Here is a 17108-nt window from a genome sequence, read left to right as displayed (position 1 = left end):
CTACCGTGGGCGGAGCATCCGACCACGAAGGGGACCACCCGTGACCGCACCGGAACCGCCGGCCGAGAGCATCACGCAGGTGCGGACGGCATGCTCGTACTGCGGCGTCGGCTGCGGGATCGTGCTGGACGTGGCGACGGGCCCGGACGGGCGGCGGACGGTCCGCAAGGCGGCCGGTGACAAGGCCCACCCGGCGAACGGCGGGCGGCTGTGCACCAAGGGCGCGACCAGCGCCGAACTGCTCGCCGCGCCGGGGCGGCTGTCGAGTGCCCTGGTGCGCGCGGACCGCGGCGACGAGCCGGCGGCCGAGGCGATGGACACCGCGATCAAGCGGACCGCCGGGCGGCTGCGGGAGATCGTCGACGCACACGGCCCGGACGCCCTCGCGCTCTACGTCTCCGGGCAGATGACCCTGGAGGCGCAGTACCTGGCGAACAAGCTCGCCAAGGGCTTCGTCCGCACCCGGCACATCGAGTCCAACTCGCGGCTGTGCATGGCGAGCGCGGGCAGCGGTTACAAGCTGTCGCTGGGCGCGGACGGCCCGCCCGGCTCGTACCAGGACTTCGAGCACGCCGAGGTCTTCTTCGTCATCGGCTCGAACATGGCCGACTGCCATCCGATCCTCTTCCTGCGGATGCGGGAGAGGGTGAAGGCGGGCGCCAAACTGATCGTGGTCGATCCCCGGCGCACCGCCACCGCCGCCAAGGCCGATCTGTTCCTGCAGATCGCACCCGGTACGGACCTGGCGCTGCTCAACGGACTGCTGCATCTGCTGGTCGACAACGGCACCATCGACCAGGAGTTCATCGCCGAACACACCGAGGGCTGGGAGGCGATGGAGGACTTCCTGCGGGACTATCCGCCCTCGGTGGTCTCGGAGATCACCGGGATACCGGAGGCGGACCTCCGGCGGGCCGCCGAGTGGATCGGCGCGGCGGGCGACTGGATGAGCTGCTGGACCATGGGCCTGAACCAGAGCACCCACGGCACCTGGAACACCAACGCGCTGATCAACCTGCATCTGGCGACCGGTGCGATCTGCCGCCCGGGCAGCGGCCCCTTCTCGCTCACCGGCCAGCCCAATGCGATGGGTGGCCGCGAGATGGGCTACATGGGACCGGGCCTGCCCGGCCAGCGCTCGACGCTGGTGCCCGGCGACCGGGCCTTCGTCGAAGAGCTGTGGGGCCTGGAGGCGGGGACGCTGCGGGCCGACGAGGGGGGCCAGGGGACCGTCGAGATGTTCCGGCGGATGGCGGACGGGGACATCAAGGCGTGCTGGATCATCTGCACCAACCCCGTCGCCTCGGTCGCCAACCGCCGGACGGTCATCGAGGGGCTGGAGGCGGCCGAGTTCGTCGTCTCGCAGGACGTCTTCGCGGAGACCGAGACCCATGCGTACGCCGATGTGGTGCTGCCGGCCGCGATGTGGGCCGAGTCCGAGGGCGTGATGGTCAATTCGGAGCGCAATCTGACGCTGGTGCGGCAGGCCGCCGATCCTCCCGGCGAGGCCTGGCCGGACTGGCGGATCATCGCCCGGATCGCCTGCGAGATGGGCTACGAGGACGCGTTCGGGTACGAGAGCGCGGAGGAGATATTCGAGGAGATCACCCGCGCCTGGAACCCGCACACCGGCTACGACCTGCGCGGGGTGAGCTATGAGCGGCTGCGGCACACCCCCGTGCAGTGGCCCAGCGCATCGGCCGACGGCCCCGACCGCAACCCGGTGCGCTACCTCAACGACGGCACCAGCCAGACCCTCCGGGAGCGGCCGGACGGCACCCGCCCCCGGCTGTCCTTCCCCACCGCCAGTGGCCGGGCCGCCTTCTTCGCCCGTCCGCACCTCCCGGCGGCCGAGCTGCCCGACGACGACTTCCCGTATGTGCTGAACACCGGGCGGCTGCCGCACCAGTGGCACACCCTGACCAAGACCGGCAAGGTCGCCAAGCTGAACAAGCTCAACCCCGGCCCCTTCGTGGAGCTCCATCCGGACGATGCCCGGGCGCTGGGCATCGCGGAGGGTGACCCCGTCGAGGTCGCCTCGCGGCGCGGCCGGGCGGTGCTGCCCGCCGTACCGACCGACCGGGTGCGGCCCGGGAACTGCTTCGCCCCGTTCCACTGGAACGACCTGTTCGGCGAATACCTCAGCGTCAACGCGGTCACCCATGACGCGGTCGACCCGGTCTCCTTCCAGCCCGAGTTCAAGGCATGCGCGGTGTCGTTGGCCAAGGTGGCGGGCGAGGCGGGGCACGGGCCGGGAGGGGCGGGCACGGCGCATACGGACGACGCGCCCGCGGCCGGTGCCGGACGGGACTCGGACACGGGCCGGGGCTCCTCCATGGGCCAGGGCTCCGGCACCGAGGGGGCGGTGGCGGTGCTGGCCGACGTGTTCCAGCTCGGCGGCAGTGCCCCACCGGTACTGGCCGACCACGAACGCCGCTACCTGTCCGGCTTCCTCGCCGGGCTGGACTCCGGCACCACCGCCGGCACGCCCGTCCTGCCCTCCCACGCCCCCTTCGCACCGGAGAGCGCGCTCTGGGTCAACGGCGTGCTGGCCGGGATGTTCTCGCGGGCACCGGACACCCGGCCGGCGACGGCGGGCCCGGCGGACACCGCGGAAGGGGCCGGTGCCCCGCCCGCCCGTACGGTCCTGGTCCTGTGGGCCTCGCAGACCGGCAACGCGGAAGAGGCCGCCGCCGACACGGCCCGGCGGCTGCAGGGCAGCGGGCGGGAGGCGACGCTGCTGAGCATGGCCGACAGCGCACCGGCCACCCTGCCCCGCGGCGCCGACCTGCTCCTGGTCACCAGCACCTTCGGCGACGGCGACGCACCCGACAACGGGGCGGGCTTCTGGGAGACCCTGAACGCGCCGGACAGCCCGCGGCTGGACGGTGTGCGCTACTCCGTCCTCGCGCTGGGCGACTCCTCGTACGACGACTTCTGCGGCCACGGCCGCCGCCTCGACGCCCGGCTCGCCGAGCTGGGCGCGGAGCGGCTGGCACCGCGCACGGACTGCGAACCGGACTACGAGCAGCCGGCGGGGCAGTGGCTCGACCAGGTCCTCACGGCCCTGGAGTCCGGCACGGAGCCGGGCGAAGGGGCGGGCGGAGAGGCGGACACCGGCACCACCGGGGCGGCCCGGGCCCCCGCGGCTCTCGCCCCCGCGGCCACCCCGGCTCCCGCCGCCCCGGGCCCGGCCCGCCCCTCCAAGGCCGCGCCCGCCACCGTCCGCCTCGTCGGCAATCAGCTGCTCAGCCGCCCCGGGGCCACCAAGGAGGTACGGCAGTTCACCTTCGACACCCGCGACGGCGACGGCCCGCCCCTGGCCTACGAGGCCGGCGACGCGCTCGGCGTGCTGCCGCGGAACTGCCCGGACCTCGTCGCGGAGTGGCTGGCCGTCACCGGCCTCGATCCCGCCGCCGCCGTCGACCTCGCGGGCCTCGGCACGGTGCCGCTGGGCGAAGCCCTGCACCGCCATCTCGACATCGCCCGGATCACCCCCGGGCTCCTCCGGCTGATCGCCGAACGCACCGGTGACCGGGTCCTGAAGAAGCTGCTGCGGCCGGACAACAAGGGCGAGCTGGCCCAGTGGGCCTGGAGCCGGCAGGCCGTCGACGTCCTCGCCGAACACCCGGTGCGGGCCGGTGCGGCCGAGTGGGCGGACGTCCTCACCCGCCTGCAGCCACGGCTGTACTCCATCTCGTCGAGCCCGCTGACCGATCCCGCCCTGGTCCGGCTGACGGTTTCCGTGGTCCGCTACGAAAACCGTCAGGGCCGCCCGCGCAAGGGCGTCGCCTCCACCTTCCTGGCCGATGCCGAGCCCGGGTGCCCGGTGCCGGTGTTCGTCCAGCGCGCCGCCCACTTCCGGCCGCCGGCCGATCCGGCCACCCCGATGGTGATGGTGGGCCCCGGCACCGGCGTCGCGCCCTTCCTCGGCTTCCTCGACGAGCGGCGGGCCCGCGGCCACCGCGCCCCCAACTGGCTCTTCTTCGGCGAGCAGCGCCGGGCCACGGACTTCTACCACGAGGAGGCACTGGGCCGGCTGCGCCATGACGGGCTGCTCACCCGTCTGGACACCGCCTTCTCCCGCGACCAGCGCGCCAAGGTCTACGTCCAGGACCGGATGCGCGAACACGGCGCCCAGCTGTGGTCCTGGCTCCAGGACGGCGCCCATTTCTATGTGTGCGGCGATGCGTCCCGGATGGCCAAGGACGTCGACCGTGCGCTGCGCGACATCGCCGTCGCGCACGGCGGCCTGGCCCAGGAGGCGGCGGCCGGCTACGTCAAGCAGCTCGCGGCCGAGAAGCGCTATGTCCGCGACGTGTACTGAGGGAGGGGCCGTCCGGGCCCGGGGCGCACGCCTTCGCCGTCGGCAACTGCAGGAACCACTGCCTCATCGCGTGAACCGGGCGTTTCCCGAATGCACCCGGGGGATTTCCTGAACGGGCCGACCGGAGGCATTGGACGGACGATGGGGAGGAAGGAGAACTCCATGACCTTGACGACCGTCCATGCCATGACCACCGAGCCGACGCCCAAGGGGCCGGGGCCCGTGCCGAGTGACCCGCACCCGGTGCCGCACGACCCGGTGCCGGCCGAGCCGGAACCGGAGGAGCCCGGCCAGGAACCGGAGGAGCCACCCGGCGCGGAGCCGGGCGACCACCCGGCGCCCGAGCCGCCCGACTGAACGGGTACGGCACCGATTGCACGCCACCACAGGGAGATGAGCATGCACGGTACGGAGAACTCGGCAGGGGCGGGGACGAGCGGGGAACCGGCGGCGCCGGGGCCCCTCGACGCCGCCGAGCTGCACCGTCTCGACGCGCACTGGCGGGCCGCCAACTATCTGTCCGCCGGACAGATCTATCTGATGGCCAATCCGCTGCTGACGGCCCCGCTGCGGCCCGAGCACATCAAACCGCGGCTGCTGGGCCACTGGGGCACCTCGCCCGGCCTGAACCTGGTGCACACCCACCTCAACCGCGTCATCAAGGCCCGTGAGCTGGACGCCCTGTGCGTGTGGGGGCCGGGGCACGGCGGTCCGGCCGTGGTGGCCAACTCCTGGCTGGACGGCACGTACTCCGAGACCTATCCCGATGTCACCCGGGACGGCGAGGGGATGGCCCGGCTCTTCCGGCAGTTCTCGTTCCCCGGCGGGGTGCCGAGCCATGTCGCCCCGGAGACTCCGGGATCGATCCATGAGGGCGGTGAGCTGGGCTACTCCCTCACCCATGCCTACGGCGCCGCGTTCGACAACCCGGAGCTGTTCGTCGCCTGTGTGGTCGGTGACGGCGAGGCGGAGACCGGGCCGCTCGCGGCGTCCTGGCACGCCACGAAGTTCCTGGACCCGGTGCACGACGGCGCGGTGCTGCCCGTGCTGCACCTCAACGGCTACAAGATCGCCAACCCGGCGGTGCTCGCCCGGATCCCGCGGGACGAGCTGGACGCCCTGCTGCGCGGCTACGGTCACGAGCCGATCCACGTCGCCGGCGACGACCCGGCGACGGTCCATCAGGCGCTGGCCACCGCCATGGACGGCGCACTGGACCGGATCGCCGTCATCCAGCGCCGGGCCCGCACCGAAGGCGTGACGGAGCGCCCCCGCTGGCCCATGATCGTGCTCCGTACGCCCAAGGGCTGGACCGGTCCGCACGAGGTCGACGGGGAGCCCGTCGAAGGGACCTGGCGCGCCCACCAGGTACCGCTGCCCGGCGTACGCGACGACGCGGGGCATCTGCGGCAGCTGGAGGAGTGGCTGCGTTCGTACCGTCCGCGGGAGCTGTTCGACGACGAGGGCCGGCCGCGGCCCGATGTGCTCGCCTGTGTGCCCGAGGGGTCGCGCCGGCTGGGCGCCTCACCGCATGCCAACGGCGGTCTGCTGCTGCGCGATCTGCCCGTCCCGCCGCTGGAGCGGTATGCGGTGGAGGTCGGCAAGCGCGGCAGCACCCTGCACGAGCCGACCCGGGTGCTGGGCGGGCTGCTGGCAGCGGTCATGGAGGCCACCGCCGCGCGCCGCGATTTCCGTGTCGTGGGCCCCGACGAGACCGCGTCGAACCGCCTGGAAGCGCTCTACGACACCACCGGCAAGGCCTGGCAGGGCACCACGCTCGACACCGACGAGCACCTTGCGCACGACGGCCGGGTCATGGAGGTGCTCTCCGAGCATCTGTGCCAGGGCTGGCTGGAGGGCTATCTGCTCACCGGCCGGCACGGGCTCTTCTCCAGCTACGAGGCGTTCGCGCACATCGTCGACTCCATGGTCAACCAGCACATCAAATGGCTGCGGACCGCGCGCCGGCTGCCCTGGCGGCGTCCCATCGCCTCCCTGAACTACCTGCTGACCTCCCACGTCTGGCGGCAGGACCACAATGGCTTCTCGCACCAGGACCCCGGCTTCGTCGACCACATCCTCAACAAGAGCCCGGAGGTGGTACGGGTCTATCTGCCACCGGACGCCAACACCCTGCTGGCGGTGGCCGATCATGCGCTGCGCAGCCGCGACTACGTCAATGTGGTCGTGGCCGGCAAACAGCCGGGCTTCGACTGGCTCAGCCTGGACGAGGCCCGCGCCCACTGCGCGCGCGGCGCCGGCGCCTGGGAATGGGCGGGCACCGAGGACGGCAGCGGCGAGCCCGATGTGGTGCTGGCCTGTGCCGGGGACGTGCCCACGCAGGAGACCCTGGCGGCAGCCTCCCTGCTGCGCCGGCAGCTGCCGGAGCTGACGGTGCGGGTGGTCAATGTCGTCGACATGGCCCGGCTGCTGCCGTCCGGAGAGCACCCGCACGGCATGCCCGACCCCGAGTACGACGCCCTGTTCACCCGCGACAAGCCGGTCATCTTCGCCTACCACGGCTACCCGTGGCTGATCCACCGGCTCTGCTACCGCCGCGCCGGCCATGCGAACCTGCACGTCCGCGGCTATCGGGAGGAGGGCACCACGACCACGCCCTTCGACATGGTCGTGCGCAACGACCTCGACCGGTACCGGCTGGTGATGGATGTGATCGACCGGGTCCCGGGCCTCGGGGTGCGCGCCGTCGCGCTGCGGCAGGCGATGGCGGACGTCCGTACCCGCCACCACGCCTGGATCCGGGAATACGGCACCGATCTGCCGGAGGTCGCCGACTGGACCTGGGCGGACTGACGGCAACCGACGACGGGGAGGTCCCGCTTGTCCCGGCACGCTGAGAGCGCGCATCACTCCACCGGCCGACCGGACCAGGAGGAGGGCAAGGACCGGGAGGACGGCCGGACCGCGGTCACCGTTTTCGTGGCGCTCGGCGCCAATCTGGTGATCGCCCTCGCCAAGCTGCTCGGCGGGCTGTTCGCGGGCTCGCCCGCGCTGCTCTCCGAGGCCGCCCACTCGGTGGCCGACAGCCTCAACGAGATCTTTCTGCTGGCCTCACTCAAGCGCAGCACGCGCGCGCCCGACAGCAAACACCCCTTCGGCTACGGGAAGGAGCGGTACTTCTGGTCCCTGCTCGCCGCCGTCGGCATCTTCGTCATGGGCGGCTGCTTCTCCGTCTTCCAGGGCATCGAGGCACTGCGCTCGGGCAGCTCGGAGAGCCATACGGGCTATGTCGTGGGCCTCGTCGTGCTGGCGGTCGCGCTGGTCGCCGAGGGCTCCTCCCTGGTCCGCGCCCTGCTCCAGGTGGCCGGACAAGCACGGCAGACCGGCCGGAGCATCCGGGAGGCGATCCGCTCGGCCGACGACCCCGCGTTGCGGACGGTGCTGGCCGAGGACTCGACAGCCTGTTTCGGCGTGGTGCTCGCCATGGCCGGCCTGGGACTGCACATGATCACGGGCGACGTCCGGTGGGAGGCCTGGGCGTCCGTGCTCATCGGTGCGCTGCTGGTGTTCGTCGCCTACCAGCTCGCGAAGGAATCACGCGGCCAGATCATCGGTGAGGCCGCCGACCCGGCCCTGCGCCGGGCCCTAGTGACGTTCCTGGCGGAGCAGCCGGAGATCGACACCGTGGCCACTCTGCTGTCGATGCGGATGGGGACCCGGTCGACGCTGGTCGCGGCCCGTGTCGATCTCGTCGGCGGGCTGGACAGCGAGGAGGTCGAGGAGGTCCTGGTACGGCTGAAGAGGACCATCCGGGAGAAGTGGCCGCTCGCCGACCAGGTCTTCCTGGACGTCACGGACGCCTCGTCGGGGGACCGGGAACGCGCCCGGCAGGAGCGGCGGCGGCTGGACCGGGCGGTGGACGGCGAGCCCGGGCAGGACGGCGGGCCGGGGCAGGACAGCGAGTTCGGGCCCGGGCAGGACAGCGGGTTCGGGCCAGACGGGGCGGCGCGGGAGGGGTGAGGCGTACGGGGCCACCGCCCGGTGCGCGGCCCGGCGCTCCGGGCCCGCTCACCACCCGCCCCACCCCACCCCTCACCGCAAGGCGTTCAGCCGCCTCCGTGCCGGATGCAGCGAACGCCCACGGGCCGGCACCCCGGCCCACGGCCGCGACCCCGCCTGCTCCAGAACGCCGGCGACATCCCTCAACGACCAGCTCTGCGCCGTGAGTCGGGGGTCATCGAGCTGCTTCCGGCTGATCGGCGCGGCGACCGGAGCGCCCGGCCGGGGCCGCAGCGACCACGGGGCGACGGCCGTCTGCGCATAGGCGTTGCGCTGCACATCGAGGTAGAGCCGGTCGCCGCGGGACTTCTTGCGCACGGCGGTGGTCAGCCGGTCCGGATGACGCGCTGCCAGCACCTGCGCCACCTCTTGGGCGAAGCCGCGTACCGCGTCGAAGTCACCGGTGCCGTCCAGCGGGACGGTGACATGCAGTCCTTTCGACCCGGTGGTCATCAGGAAGGACGGCAAGCCGAGCTCATCGAGCAGTGCGCAGAGCTGCCGGGCCGCCTCCCGTACGGCCTCGAAGTCCGGGCCGGGCGGGTCCAGGTCGAACACCAGCCGGTCCGGGTGGCCGGGCCGGCCGGCTCGCGACAGCCAGCGGTGGAAGGTGAGACATGCCTGATCGGCGAGGAAGAGGAGGGTCGCCTTGTCGTCGCAGACGGTATGGGTGACGCTGCCGCCCTCCTTGGCGACCCGCGCCCGCCGGATCCAGTCGGGGTAGTGGTCCGGGGTGTCCTTCTGCATGAACTGCGGGCCGCCCAGGCCCTCCGGAAGCCGCTCCAGCATCAGCGGCCGCCCCCGCAGCTGCGGGAGCATCGAGGCGGCCACCCGGCGGTAGTAGCCGACGACATCGGCCTTGGTCAGACCGTCGTCAGGGAACAGCACCTTGTCCGCACGGTGGATCTCCACCGTGCGCTTGCCCGCACGCACCGTGTCCGTGTCCGTGGCCGTTTCCTCGGCCGGGTCCGCGTGCGTGCCGGAGTCCGTGGCGTTCATGCGGCGGGGTTACCCGCTCCCGGCCGTCGTACGCTCGCGCGTCCGGGTGACGGGGTACACGGCGCTGCGCCCGTTCGCTTCTCGTCTCGCCGAGCGCCCTCCGCCGTCGCAGAGTGGGGACGTACGCCGGGCAGCCGGGCCCGTGGGGAGCGCTTCGCGTGGTCGCGTCCGTGGGAAGCGCTTCGCGTGGTCGGCTTCGCATGGTCGGCGCAGGACCGGCAAGGAGAGCAGCATGCCGCGCGGAGCGAGCGTGCGGCGCCCGTCCGCCGAGGAGCGACGCGTGAGGAGCACATGACGGTGCGACAGCCACCAGGACCGCCAGGGCCCGGCCATCCGGACCCGGTACCGCCCACACCGGGACCGGGGCCGGGGCCGCCAGGACCCACGCCGGGCCCCGCGCCCGGCCCCGTCCCCGCCCCGGGGCCCGACCCGGTGCCCCCGCCGGTACCGGAGCCCGAACCGGACCCGGTCCCGCCGCACCCCGCGCCGCCGACACCGGGACCGGAGCCGGGCCCCGCGCCCGGTCCGGTTCCCGCCCCGGGCACCGGCACGAAGACCTGACGAGGAGCTACCGGCATTCCCGTACGGGATCGTTAGGCTCGGCAGGTGGGCCATTTCGAGGAGCGCGCCGAAGGCGCGGGACCGTTCACCACCCGGCTGACCTGGCGCCTCGCGGGAGGCGACACCGCCATCTGGGAGTCGCGGGCGGCCCGCAAGCGCGGGACGCTCGCGGTGCGGCCCGCCGGGGCCACTCGCACCGGTGCGCGGCGCGCCGACGCCCCGGCACTGGTCCGGCTGCGCAGGCTCAACAACATCACCGCGGTCTCCTTCCTTCTCGGCGGGGCGCTGTTCGCCCTCGGTGCGGCGCTCGCCCAGTTCAGTTCCGAGCGGCCGACCGTGACCGCCACGATCTACTTCGTCGGTGGCGCGTTCTTCACCCTCGGCGGCTATGCCTCACTCGTCCAGGCCATCAACGCGCCGCGCCGGGAGAGTACGGCGGGCGCGCTGACCACGCACCGTTTCCGCTGGTGGAGCTACGAACCGGGCCGGATCGACTGGCTGACCACCTTCCTGCTGTTCGCCGGGACGCTGGTGTTCGGCATCAATCTGCTGGATTCGTTTCTGCAGGGGCTCACGGCCCAGCAGATGAACCGGCTGGTCTGGGCGCCCGACATGATCGGCTGCCTGCTGTTCCTGATCTCCGGGCAGCTGGCGGTCGTCGAGGTCTGCCATCGCCTTGTGTGCCTCCACCGGCGCAGCCTCGGCTGGTGGATCGTCGCGGTCAATCAGCTCGGCTCCGTGCTCTTCATGGTGTCCGCGGTGGCCGCATTCACCCGGCCGGAGACCGACAGCCTGGTCAGCGTCGGTGTCGCCAATTGGGGGACCCTCACGGGAGCGCTGTGCTTTGCGGTGGCCGGGGCGCTCCAGGCCTTCGAACGCCCCTGACATGCGGCTGACCGGCACCTGTGTAAACGTGTATTTGCTGTATCGACGGTCGGCAGGTCCGTTTCGGACGGCCAGGTTTCTCAAGTGAGGAGTGACCCATGGCCACGCAGAAGCACAGCGTGAGCGGATGGACAGCGTTCGCCGCAGTACTGATGATCTTCGGTGGCGCCATGGCCTTCCTGGAGGGCATCTCCGCCATCGCGCAGGACCACCTCTTCGTCACCACGCGGAACTACGTGTTCTCCTTCAGCCTCACGGGCTGGGGCTGGATCCACCTCATCCTCGGCATCGTCATCCTCCTCGCGGGTGTCGCACTGCTCGCCACCGGGGCGATGTGGGCGCGGGTGATCGGTGTCATCCTGGCGGGCCTCGGCGCGCTGGCGAACTTCCTGTGGATCCCCCACTACCCGTTCTGGGCCATCGTGCTGGTCGCCATCAACATCTTCATCATCTGGGCGCTGTGCACGGACAACCATCAGGCCGCGGCCGTCCGGTGACCTGAACCACCGCAATCCGGCCCCGGCCATGGCCTCCGTACCCACCCCGCAGGAACGCGCGGAACAGGGCAGGGCACTTCGCTCCGAAGTGCCCCGCTCGTGTCATGCGGAGTTCAGCCCCCCGGCCTCCCGTGCCGATCCGGTGGACATCATCGAACGGCAGTCGGCCCTGCGGCTACCGGAGTTGGTGCCCCTGCGCTACGGACGGATGCTGGAGTCGCCCTTCCGCTTCTACCGCGGCGCCGCCGCCATCATGGCGGCGGACCTGGCCACGACGCCGTCCACGGGGCTGCGGACCCAGCTCTGCGGGGACGCCCATCTGCTGAATTTCCGGCTGCTGGCCTCCCCCGAACGCCATCTGATGTTCGACCTCAACGACTTCGACGAGACCCTGCCCGGTCCGTGGGAGTGGGACGTCAAACGGCTGGCGGCCAGCTTCGCCATCGCGGGACGCGGGAACGGCTTCCCCGAGAAGGTACGGAACGACATCGTCCGGGCCGCCGGCGCGTCCTACCGCGAACAGCTGCGCCGCTACGCGGAGATGCGCACCCTGGAGGTCTGGTACGCCCATGCCGATATGGCCGAGGTGGAGGCCGAGGAAGCGCATGAGCTGAGCAGCAGAGGCCCGGCGGGGCTGGCCCGCACCATCGCGGAGGCCCGTACGCACGACACCGTGCAGGCCTATCGCAAGCTGACCCGGAGGAGCGGCGGCCAGGTGCGGATCGCCGCCGATCCGCCGCTGATCGTGCCGCTGGACGATCTGCTGCCGGATACCGAACGCGACCAGCTGACGGACCAGATCCACGGGCTGGTCCAGGACTACGGCCGCACGCTGCGTTCGGATCACCGGCGGCTGCTGGAGCAGTACCGGGTCGTCGACGTGGCGCGCAAGGTCGTCGGTGTCGGCAGCGTGGGCACCCGTTGCTGGATCGTGCTGCTGCTCGGCAAGGACACGGACGACCCGCTGCTGCTGCAGGCGAAGGAGGCCGACGATTCCGTCCTCGCCGCCTACGCCGGGCCGAGCGTCTACTCCCATCAGGGCGAACGCGTGGCGGCCGGCCAGCGGCTGATGCAGGCCGCCGGCGACATCTTCCTCGGCTGGGCGCGGACCACCGGCATCGAGGGGAGCCAACGAGACTTCTACGTACGCCAGTTGCGTGACTGGAAGGGCATCATGCCGACGGATGCGATGGTGCCGAGAGGTATGCGGCGGTTCGCCGTACGCTGCGGGGCCACCCTGGCCCGCGCGCACGCCCGGTCCGGCGACCGGATCGCGATCGGTGCCTATCTCGGCAGCGGCACGGTCTTCGAGGAGGCGCTGGCGCGGTTCGCGGAGCGCTACGCGGACCGCAATGAACTCGATCACCAGGCGCTCGGGGAGGCGGTCCGGAGCGGGCGGGTCGCGGCCGCGTCCGCCTGAGCGGGTGAGAGGCAGCCGGGCGCGGAGGGGCCGGGGGACGGAGCGGGCCGCCACCGGATGGGCGCATCCGGATATACCCGGGATGTACCCTTCGTCCGCCCCGCCTAGCATGGTGCCGAATGGCTCCGATGAAGGCGGCCCCCATGCGCCCCACGGCGAAGTTCTCCATCAGCTTCGGCCTGGTCACGATCCCGGTCGCCGCGTACAACGCCACGGACAGCTCCACGTCGGTCAGCTTCGTGCGCCTCCATACGGCGGACGGCGGCCGGGTGCGCAATCAGCCCGTCTGCTCGCTGGAAGGCGTCGAGGTCACCCCGGACGAGATCGGCCGGGGCTACAAGCCCGAGGGCGGCGACACCGTCGTACCGCTGAGCGACGACGATCTGGACGCCCTGCCGCTGCCGACCGCGAAGACGCTGACGATCCTGGCCTTCGTCGCCGGCGGTGACATCGACCCGCTGCAGATGGGCAAGGGGTACTACCTGGGTATCGACAGCCCCGCCGCGGCCAAGCCCTACGCCCTGCTGCGCGAGGCGATGGAGCGGCATCAGCGCGTCGGGCTCGGCAAGATCGCCCTGCACGGGCGGGAGACGCTGGCCATGATCCGTCCGGTGGAGGGCGCGCTGGTCATGCAGGTGCTGCTGTGGCCGCACCAGATCCGCTCACTGGACGGGGTGCTGCCCGAGCGGCAGGCGGAGGTCGCCCCGGCCGAGGTGGCGGCCGCCGAGACGCTGATGGATTCCTTCGGCGAGCTGTCGGAGGACGATGTGCACGATCACTACCGTGAAGCGCTCGAAGAGATCGTGGCGGCGAAGCTGGCGCACCGCGAACCGGAGTTCCCAGCCGGCGAGGAGCCGCCGGCCGGGCAGGTGATGGACCTGATGGCGGCCCTCCAGGACAGCGTCCGCGCGGCCAGGAGATCCCGAGGCGAGGACGAGGACGAGGGTGCCGGGGGCTCGTCGGGCGGACGCGCCGGTTCGGGCCGCACCACGAAGAAGGCCACGACGAAGAAGGCAGCGGCGCAGAAGACGGCAGCGAAGAAGACAGCGGCGAAGAAGTCCGCCGCCACCAAGACCGCCGCCAAGAAGGCCCCTGCCAAGAAGGCGGCCCCCGCGAAGAAGAGCGCGAGCGGGGGCGGGCGGCGGGCCGGCTGATCCCCGCGCGCGGAGCGGACCACCGGCCGCCCCGCCCCGCAGCGCACATAAGGCGCCCGGCCCGGGGTACGCGCTCCCTCAACAGGCATTACCGGCCGGACAGTTAGGGAGGCTGACGCCATGGGTATCGGCGGGTGCATCGGTTTGCTCGCGGTGGGGGCCATCCTCACGTTCGCGGTGGACTGGCACATAGCGGGAATCAACGTCGACCTGGTGGGGATCATCATGATGATCGTCGGCATCATCGGCATCGCCACGTATGTGACCATCCTGAAGCGGCGGCGTACCCAGCCGCCGTCCCCCGGTGCGCCCGTCGTCGACGTCGAGGACAACCGCTACTACAGGTAGCGGCTGACGGAGGTCGCTTCACCGCCGCCGGTACGCTCCGTCACCGGTACACACCGGTACGGCCCTTCAGCGGTACAGCCCTTCACCGGTACGGCCCTTCACCGGTACGGCCCTCAGCCGCAGGAGATCTTCCCCTTCGGCAGCGTGCCGTCCAGCAGGAAGTCGTCCACATGGCGTTGCACGCAGGGGTCGCCGGTGGTGTAGGCGGCGTGCCCCTCCCCGCGGAAGGTCAGCACCGTGCTGGAGTTGCCCAGCTCACGGGCCATGTTGAAGGCACCCTGGTAGGGGGTCGCCGGATCGTTGGTGGTCGCGACGAGCAGAATCGGCGGCGCGTCGGGCGCCGCGACGTCCCGGGCGGCGTCGTCGCCCGCAACGGGCCAGGAGTAGCAGTCCAGCAGGGTCGGGGCGATGTCCGGGCCGAAGAGCGGGGAGGCCTTGGTGAGTTCGCGCTCCGCCCGGGGGTAATCGCGTTCGCCGTAGCGTTCCGAGGTGTCCCGGCAGGAGATCGCCCGCAGGGCCAGCTGGTCCTGTGACGGCAGGTCGTCCCGGCCGATCCGCCGTGCCGGGACGCCGGGGGCACGGGCGGCGCTGCTGCCCCCCGCGTCACTCAGGCGGAGGATCCCCGAGGCGTCCCCGGTCCGCAGCTGCGACAGGGCCTGCCGCAGCGCCGGCCAGTCGCTCCTGCTGTACAGGGCCTCACGCAAGGCGTACACATAGGTGGTCTCATCCACCGTCTCCCCCTTCGCCTTCATCGGCTGCTCGCTCAACTCCCGGTACCACGCGCGCAGTTGAACCTGTGCCTGGTGCTCATCGGTACCCAGTGCGCAGTCCGGCCGGTGGACGCAGTCGGCGGCGAAGTCGTCCAGCGCCCGCTGGAACCCCCGGGCCTGGGACAGCGCGGTCTGCCACTGGTTCTTGGTCGGGTCCTCGACGCTGTCCAGGACCATCCGGCCGACCTTGTGCGGGAACTCGTGGGCGTAGACCGCCCCGAGCCTGGTGCCGTACGAGAACCCCAGGTAGTTGAGCTTGTCGTCGCGGACCGCGGCGCGCAGGACGTCCATGTCCCGGGCGACATCAGGGGTGCCGACCCACCGCAGCAGCCCACCGGAGTAGCGGCCGCAGGCCTCGTTGATGCGCTTCTCCTTCGCGGCGAGGCTGTCGTCGGCGCCCTTGCCGGGTGGCGCGAGCTTGCTGCCGCAGGAGACCGGGTCGGTATGGCCGGTGCCGCGCGGATCGAAGCTCACGAGGTCATAGCGCTGCCCCAGCCGGGCGAAGGCGCTCCCGCTGTCGGTCAGGTAGTTGACGCCGGAAGCACCCGGTCCACCGGGGTTGAGCACCAGGGAGCCGATCCGTTTGCCGGGCCCGGTCGCCGTCAGCCGGATCAGCTGGACCTGCATCGTGTTCCGTCCGGGGTTGCGGTAGTCCTGTGGGACCTTCAGCCGGGCGCACTCCAGCCGCTTGCGGAAACCGGGCGGCTGACCGGTGCCGTCGCCCCGCGCACCGTTCTGCAGCTCTTTGCCGCAGGGTGCCCAGGACAGTTTCTGCTGGTAGAAGGACGTCAGGTCCGGATCATCGGCTGCCGCGGCGGCCGGGGTTCCCGCGAACCCGGCGAGCAGCGCCGCCACCGCGGCCACCGCCGGCAGACGCACCGAAGCCCGGCGCCGGCGAACACGCCGCGCTCCCCCTACTCCCATACGAGACGGCGCACGGCATGTTCCCGGCATAGTCCGAGCGTAGGTCGGTTGCCCGGCGCCCGCACACCTGCCGTGACGCCGCTGCCGCTGTGCGCCGCGCCTCGCCACGCAGCAGGACCGGACGCCTCCTCAGGGTGACCGCACGGAGCCTTTCGGACCTTTCGAGATGCGCCGGTCCGGACACCGATCACTCTGGAGACAGGGCAGAACCGTGCCGCACCGTGGCGGCGGCCCTTGCACGAACGCCGATCCGCCGCAAGTCCCGGAGAGGGTGTCGCACCCATGAATGACACGTCCAAGGTCCTGCTGGCCGCCGCACTTGCCGGCGGTTATGTGCTGGGCCGTACGAAGAAGGGCCGGTTCGCGCTCACCGTGGCGTCCTATATCGCCGGACGTCAATTCGGGCTTGAACCACGCCAGCTCGTGGTCCAGGGGATGCGCAAGCTCGGCGAGATCCCCCAGGTCGCGGAGCTGGGTGACCAACTGCGCGGGGAAGTGATGGACGCCGGCCGGAAGGCGTTGACGACGGCCGCCAACCGCCGCCTGACGACGCTCGCCGACACCCTCCACGACCGGTCCCTCAAGCTCGACGGCATCGGGCTGGAGCCGGAGGAGGAAGAGGAGGAGGGGGACGAGGGGGAGTACGCGTACGACGAGGAAGAAGAGGGCGAGGGACCCGAAGGCGAGGACGAGGAGGGCGAGTACGAGGAAGAGGAGGAGCCGGAGGAGGAGTACGAGGGCGAGGAAGAAGAGGAAGAAGAGGAGCCGGAGCCGGAGCCGCGGAGGCGTGCGCCGGAGGCGAAACGGGGAGCCCCGGCGAAGAAGGGCGCACAGCGGCCGCCGGCCAAGAAGTCCGCCGGGAAGACCGCGGCGAAGACGACGGCCGCGACGAAGGCTGCCGCGGGACGGACGGCCGCCAAGAAGACGGCACCCGCGAAAAAGACCGCCGCGAAGAAAACGGCGGCGAAGAAGACAGCAGCCAAGAAGACCGCCGCGAAGGCCCCGGCCAAGAAGGCGGCTCCGGCGAAGAAGGCCACGGCACAGAAGACCGCGGCGAAGAAGACAGCAGCCAAGAAGACCGCCGCGAAGAAAACGGCGCCCGCCAGGAAAGCCACTGCGAAGAAGACCGCCGCAGGAAAGAAGGCAGCCCCCGCTGCGAAGAAGACCGCCAAGAAGACATCATCGCGCACCGAGCGCCGGAGGTAA

General features: G+C 71.7%; 12 protein-coding genes. 10 read left to right on the top strand and 2 right to left on the bottom strand.

All coding sequences use genetic code 11. The features are described 5' to 3' along the window. The first annotated feature begins 40 nt into the window (after positions 1 to 40). The 4 genes from ABZ851_RS04350 to ABZ851_RS04335 all read left to right on the top strand — a co-directional run bounded on the left by ABZ851_RS04350 (position 41) and on the right by ABZ851_RS04335 (position 8308). Positions 41 to 4327 carry a bifunctional nitrate reductase/sulfite reductase flavoprotein subunit alpha gene (locus ABZ851_RS04350; protein ID WP_361121971.1) on the top strand — a complete coding sequence of 1429 codons (4287 nt, stop codon included), beginning with the start codon at positions 41 to 43 and terminating at the stop codon, positions 4325 to 4327. 162 nt (positions 4328 to 4489) lie between these two features. Further along, a complete protein-coding gene (locus ABZ851_RS04345; protein ID WP_361121968.1) occupies positions 4490 to 4684 on the top strand; it encodes a hypothetical protein in 195 nt (64 codons plus the stop codon). A gap of 42 nt (positions 4685 to 4726) precedes the next feature. After that, positions 4727 to 7141, top strand: a complete 2415-nt coding sequence (locus ABZ851_RS04340; protein ID WP_361121965.1) for a phosphoketolase family protein — start codon at positions 4727 to 4729, stop codon at positions 7139 to 7141. A 27-nt stretch (positions 7142 to 7168) separates the two neighbouring features. Then, positions 7169 to 8308, top strand: coding sequence for a cation diffusion facilitator family transporter (locus tag ABZ851_RS04335; protein WP_361121962.1), 1140 nt, complete (start codon positions 7169 to 7171; stop codon positions 8306 to 8308). A 72-nt stretch (positions 8309 to 8380) separates the two neighbouring features. Here ABZ851_RS04335 and ligD read toward each other — a convergent pair whose 3' ends face one another. Next, positions 8381 to 9343, bottom strand: coding sequence for a non-homologous end-joining DNA ligase (gene ligD / locus ABZ851_RS04330; RefSeq protein ID WP_361121959.1), 963 nt, complete (start codon positions 9341 to 9343; stop codon positions 8381 to 8383). A 606-nt stretch (positions 9344 to 9949) separates the two neighbouring features. Here ligD and ABZ851_RS04325 point away from each other — a divergent pair. From ABZ851_RS04325 to ABZ851_RS04305, 5 genes are all read left to right on the top strand, one after another. Next, on the top strand, positions 9950 to 10789 hold the full coding sequence (locus tag ABZ851_RS04325) for a hypothetical protein (protein ID WP_361121956.1): 840 nt from the start codon (positions 9950 to 9952) through the stop codon (positions 10787 to 10789). A gap of 98 nt (positions 10790 to 10887) precedes the next feature. After that, positions 10888 to 11286 (top strand): hypothetical protein, encoded by a 399-nt coding sequence (locus tag ABZ851_RS04320; protein ID WP_361121953.1) that lies wholly within the window; start codon positions 10888 to 10890, stop codon positions 11284 to 11286. Between the two features lie 28 nt (positions 11287 to 11314). After that, entirely contained in the window at positions 11315 to 12706 is a 1392-nt protein-coding gene (locus tag ABZ851_RS04315; RefSeq protein ID WP_361121950.1) for a DUF2252 domain-containing protein, read from the top strand. Positions 12707 to 12849: 143 nt separating this feature from the next. Then, positions 12850 to 13860, top strand: a complete 1011-nt coding sequence (locus tag ABZ851_RS04310; RefSeq protein ID WP_361123689.1) for a Ku protein — start codon at positions 12850 to 12852, stop codon at positions 13858 to 13860. A 120-nt stretch (positions 13861 to 13980) separates the two neighbouring features. After that, positions 13981 to 14208 carry a DUF6458 family protein gene (locus tag ABZ851_RS04305; RefSeq protein WP_336048824.1) on the top strand — a complete coding sequence of 76 codons (228 nt, stop codon included), beginning with the start codon at positions 13981 to 13983 and terminating at the stop codon, positions 14206 to 14208. Between the two features lie 113 nt (positions 14209 to 14321). Here the strand turns inward: ABZ851_RS04305 and ABZ851_RS04300 are convergent, their stop codons facing one another. Further along, complete coding sequence (locus tag ABZ851_RS04300) at positions 14322 to 15857, bottom strand: alpha/beta hydrolase (RefSeq protein ID WP_361121947.1); 1536 nt, start codon at positions 15855 to 15857, stop codon at positions 14322 to 14324. A gap of 327 nt (positions 15858 to 16184) precedes the next feature. On the opposite strand from ABZ851_RS04300, the gene ABZ851_RS04295 reads away from it, so the two are divergent. After that, entirely contained in the window at positions 16185 to 17108 is a 924-nt protein-coding gene (locus tag ABZ851_RS04295) for a histone protein (protein ID WP_361121944.1), read from the top strand.

Origin of the sequence: Streptomyces sp. NPDC047049, from assembly GCF_040643995.1 — a bacterium.
Classification (GTDB): domain Bacteria; phylum Actinomycetota; class Actinomycetes; order Streptomycetales; family Streptomycetaceae; genus Streptomyces; species Streptomyces mooreae.
The sequence above is the reverse complement of the archived record's forward strand: the minus strand, read 5'-3'. Positions and strand labels throughout refer to the sequence as shown.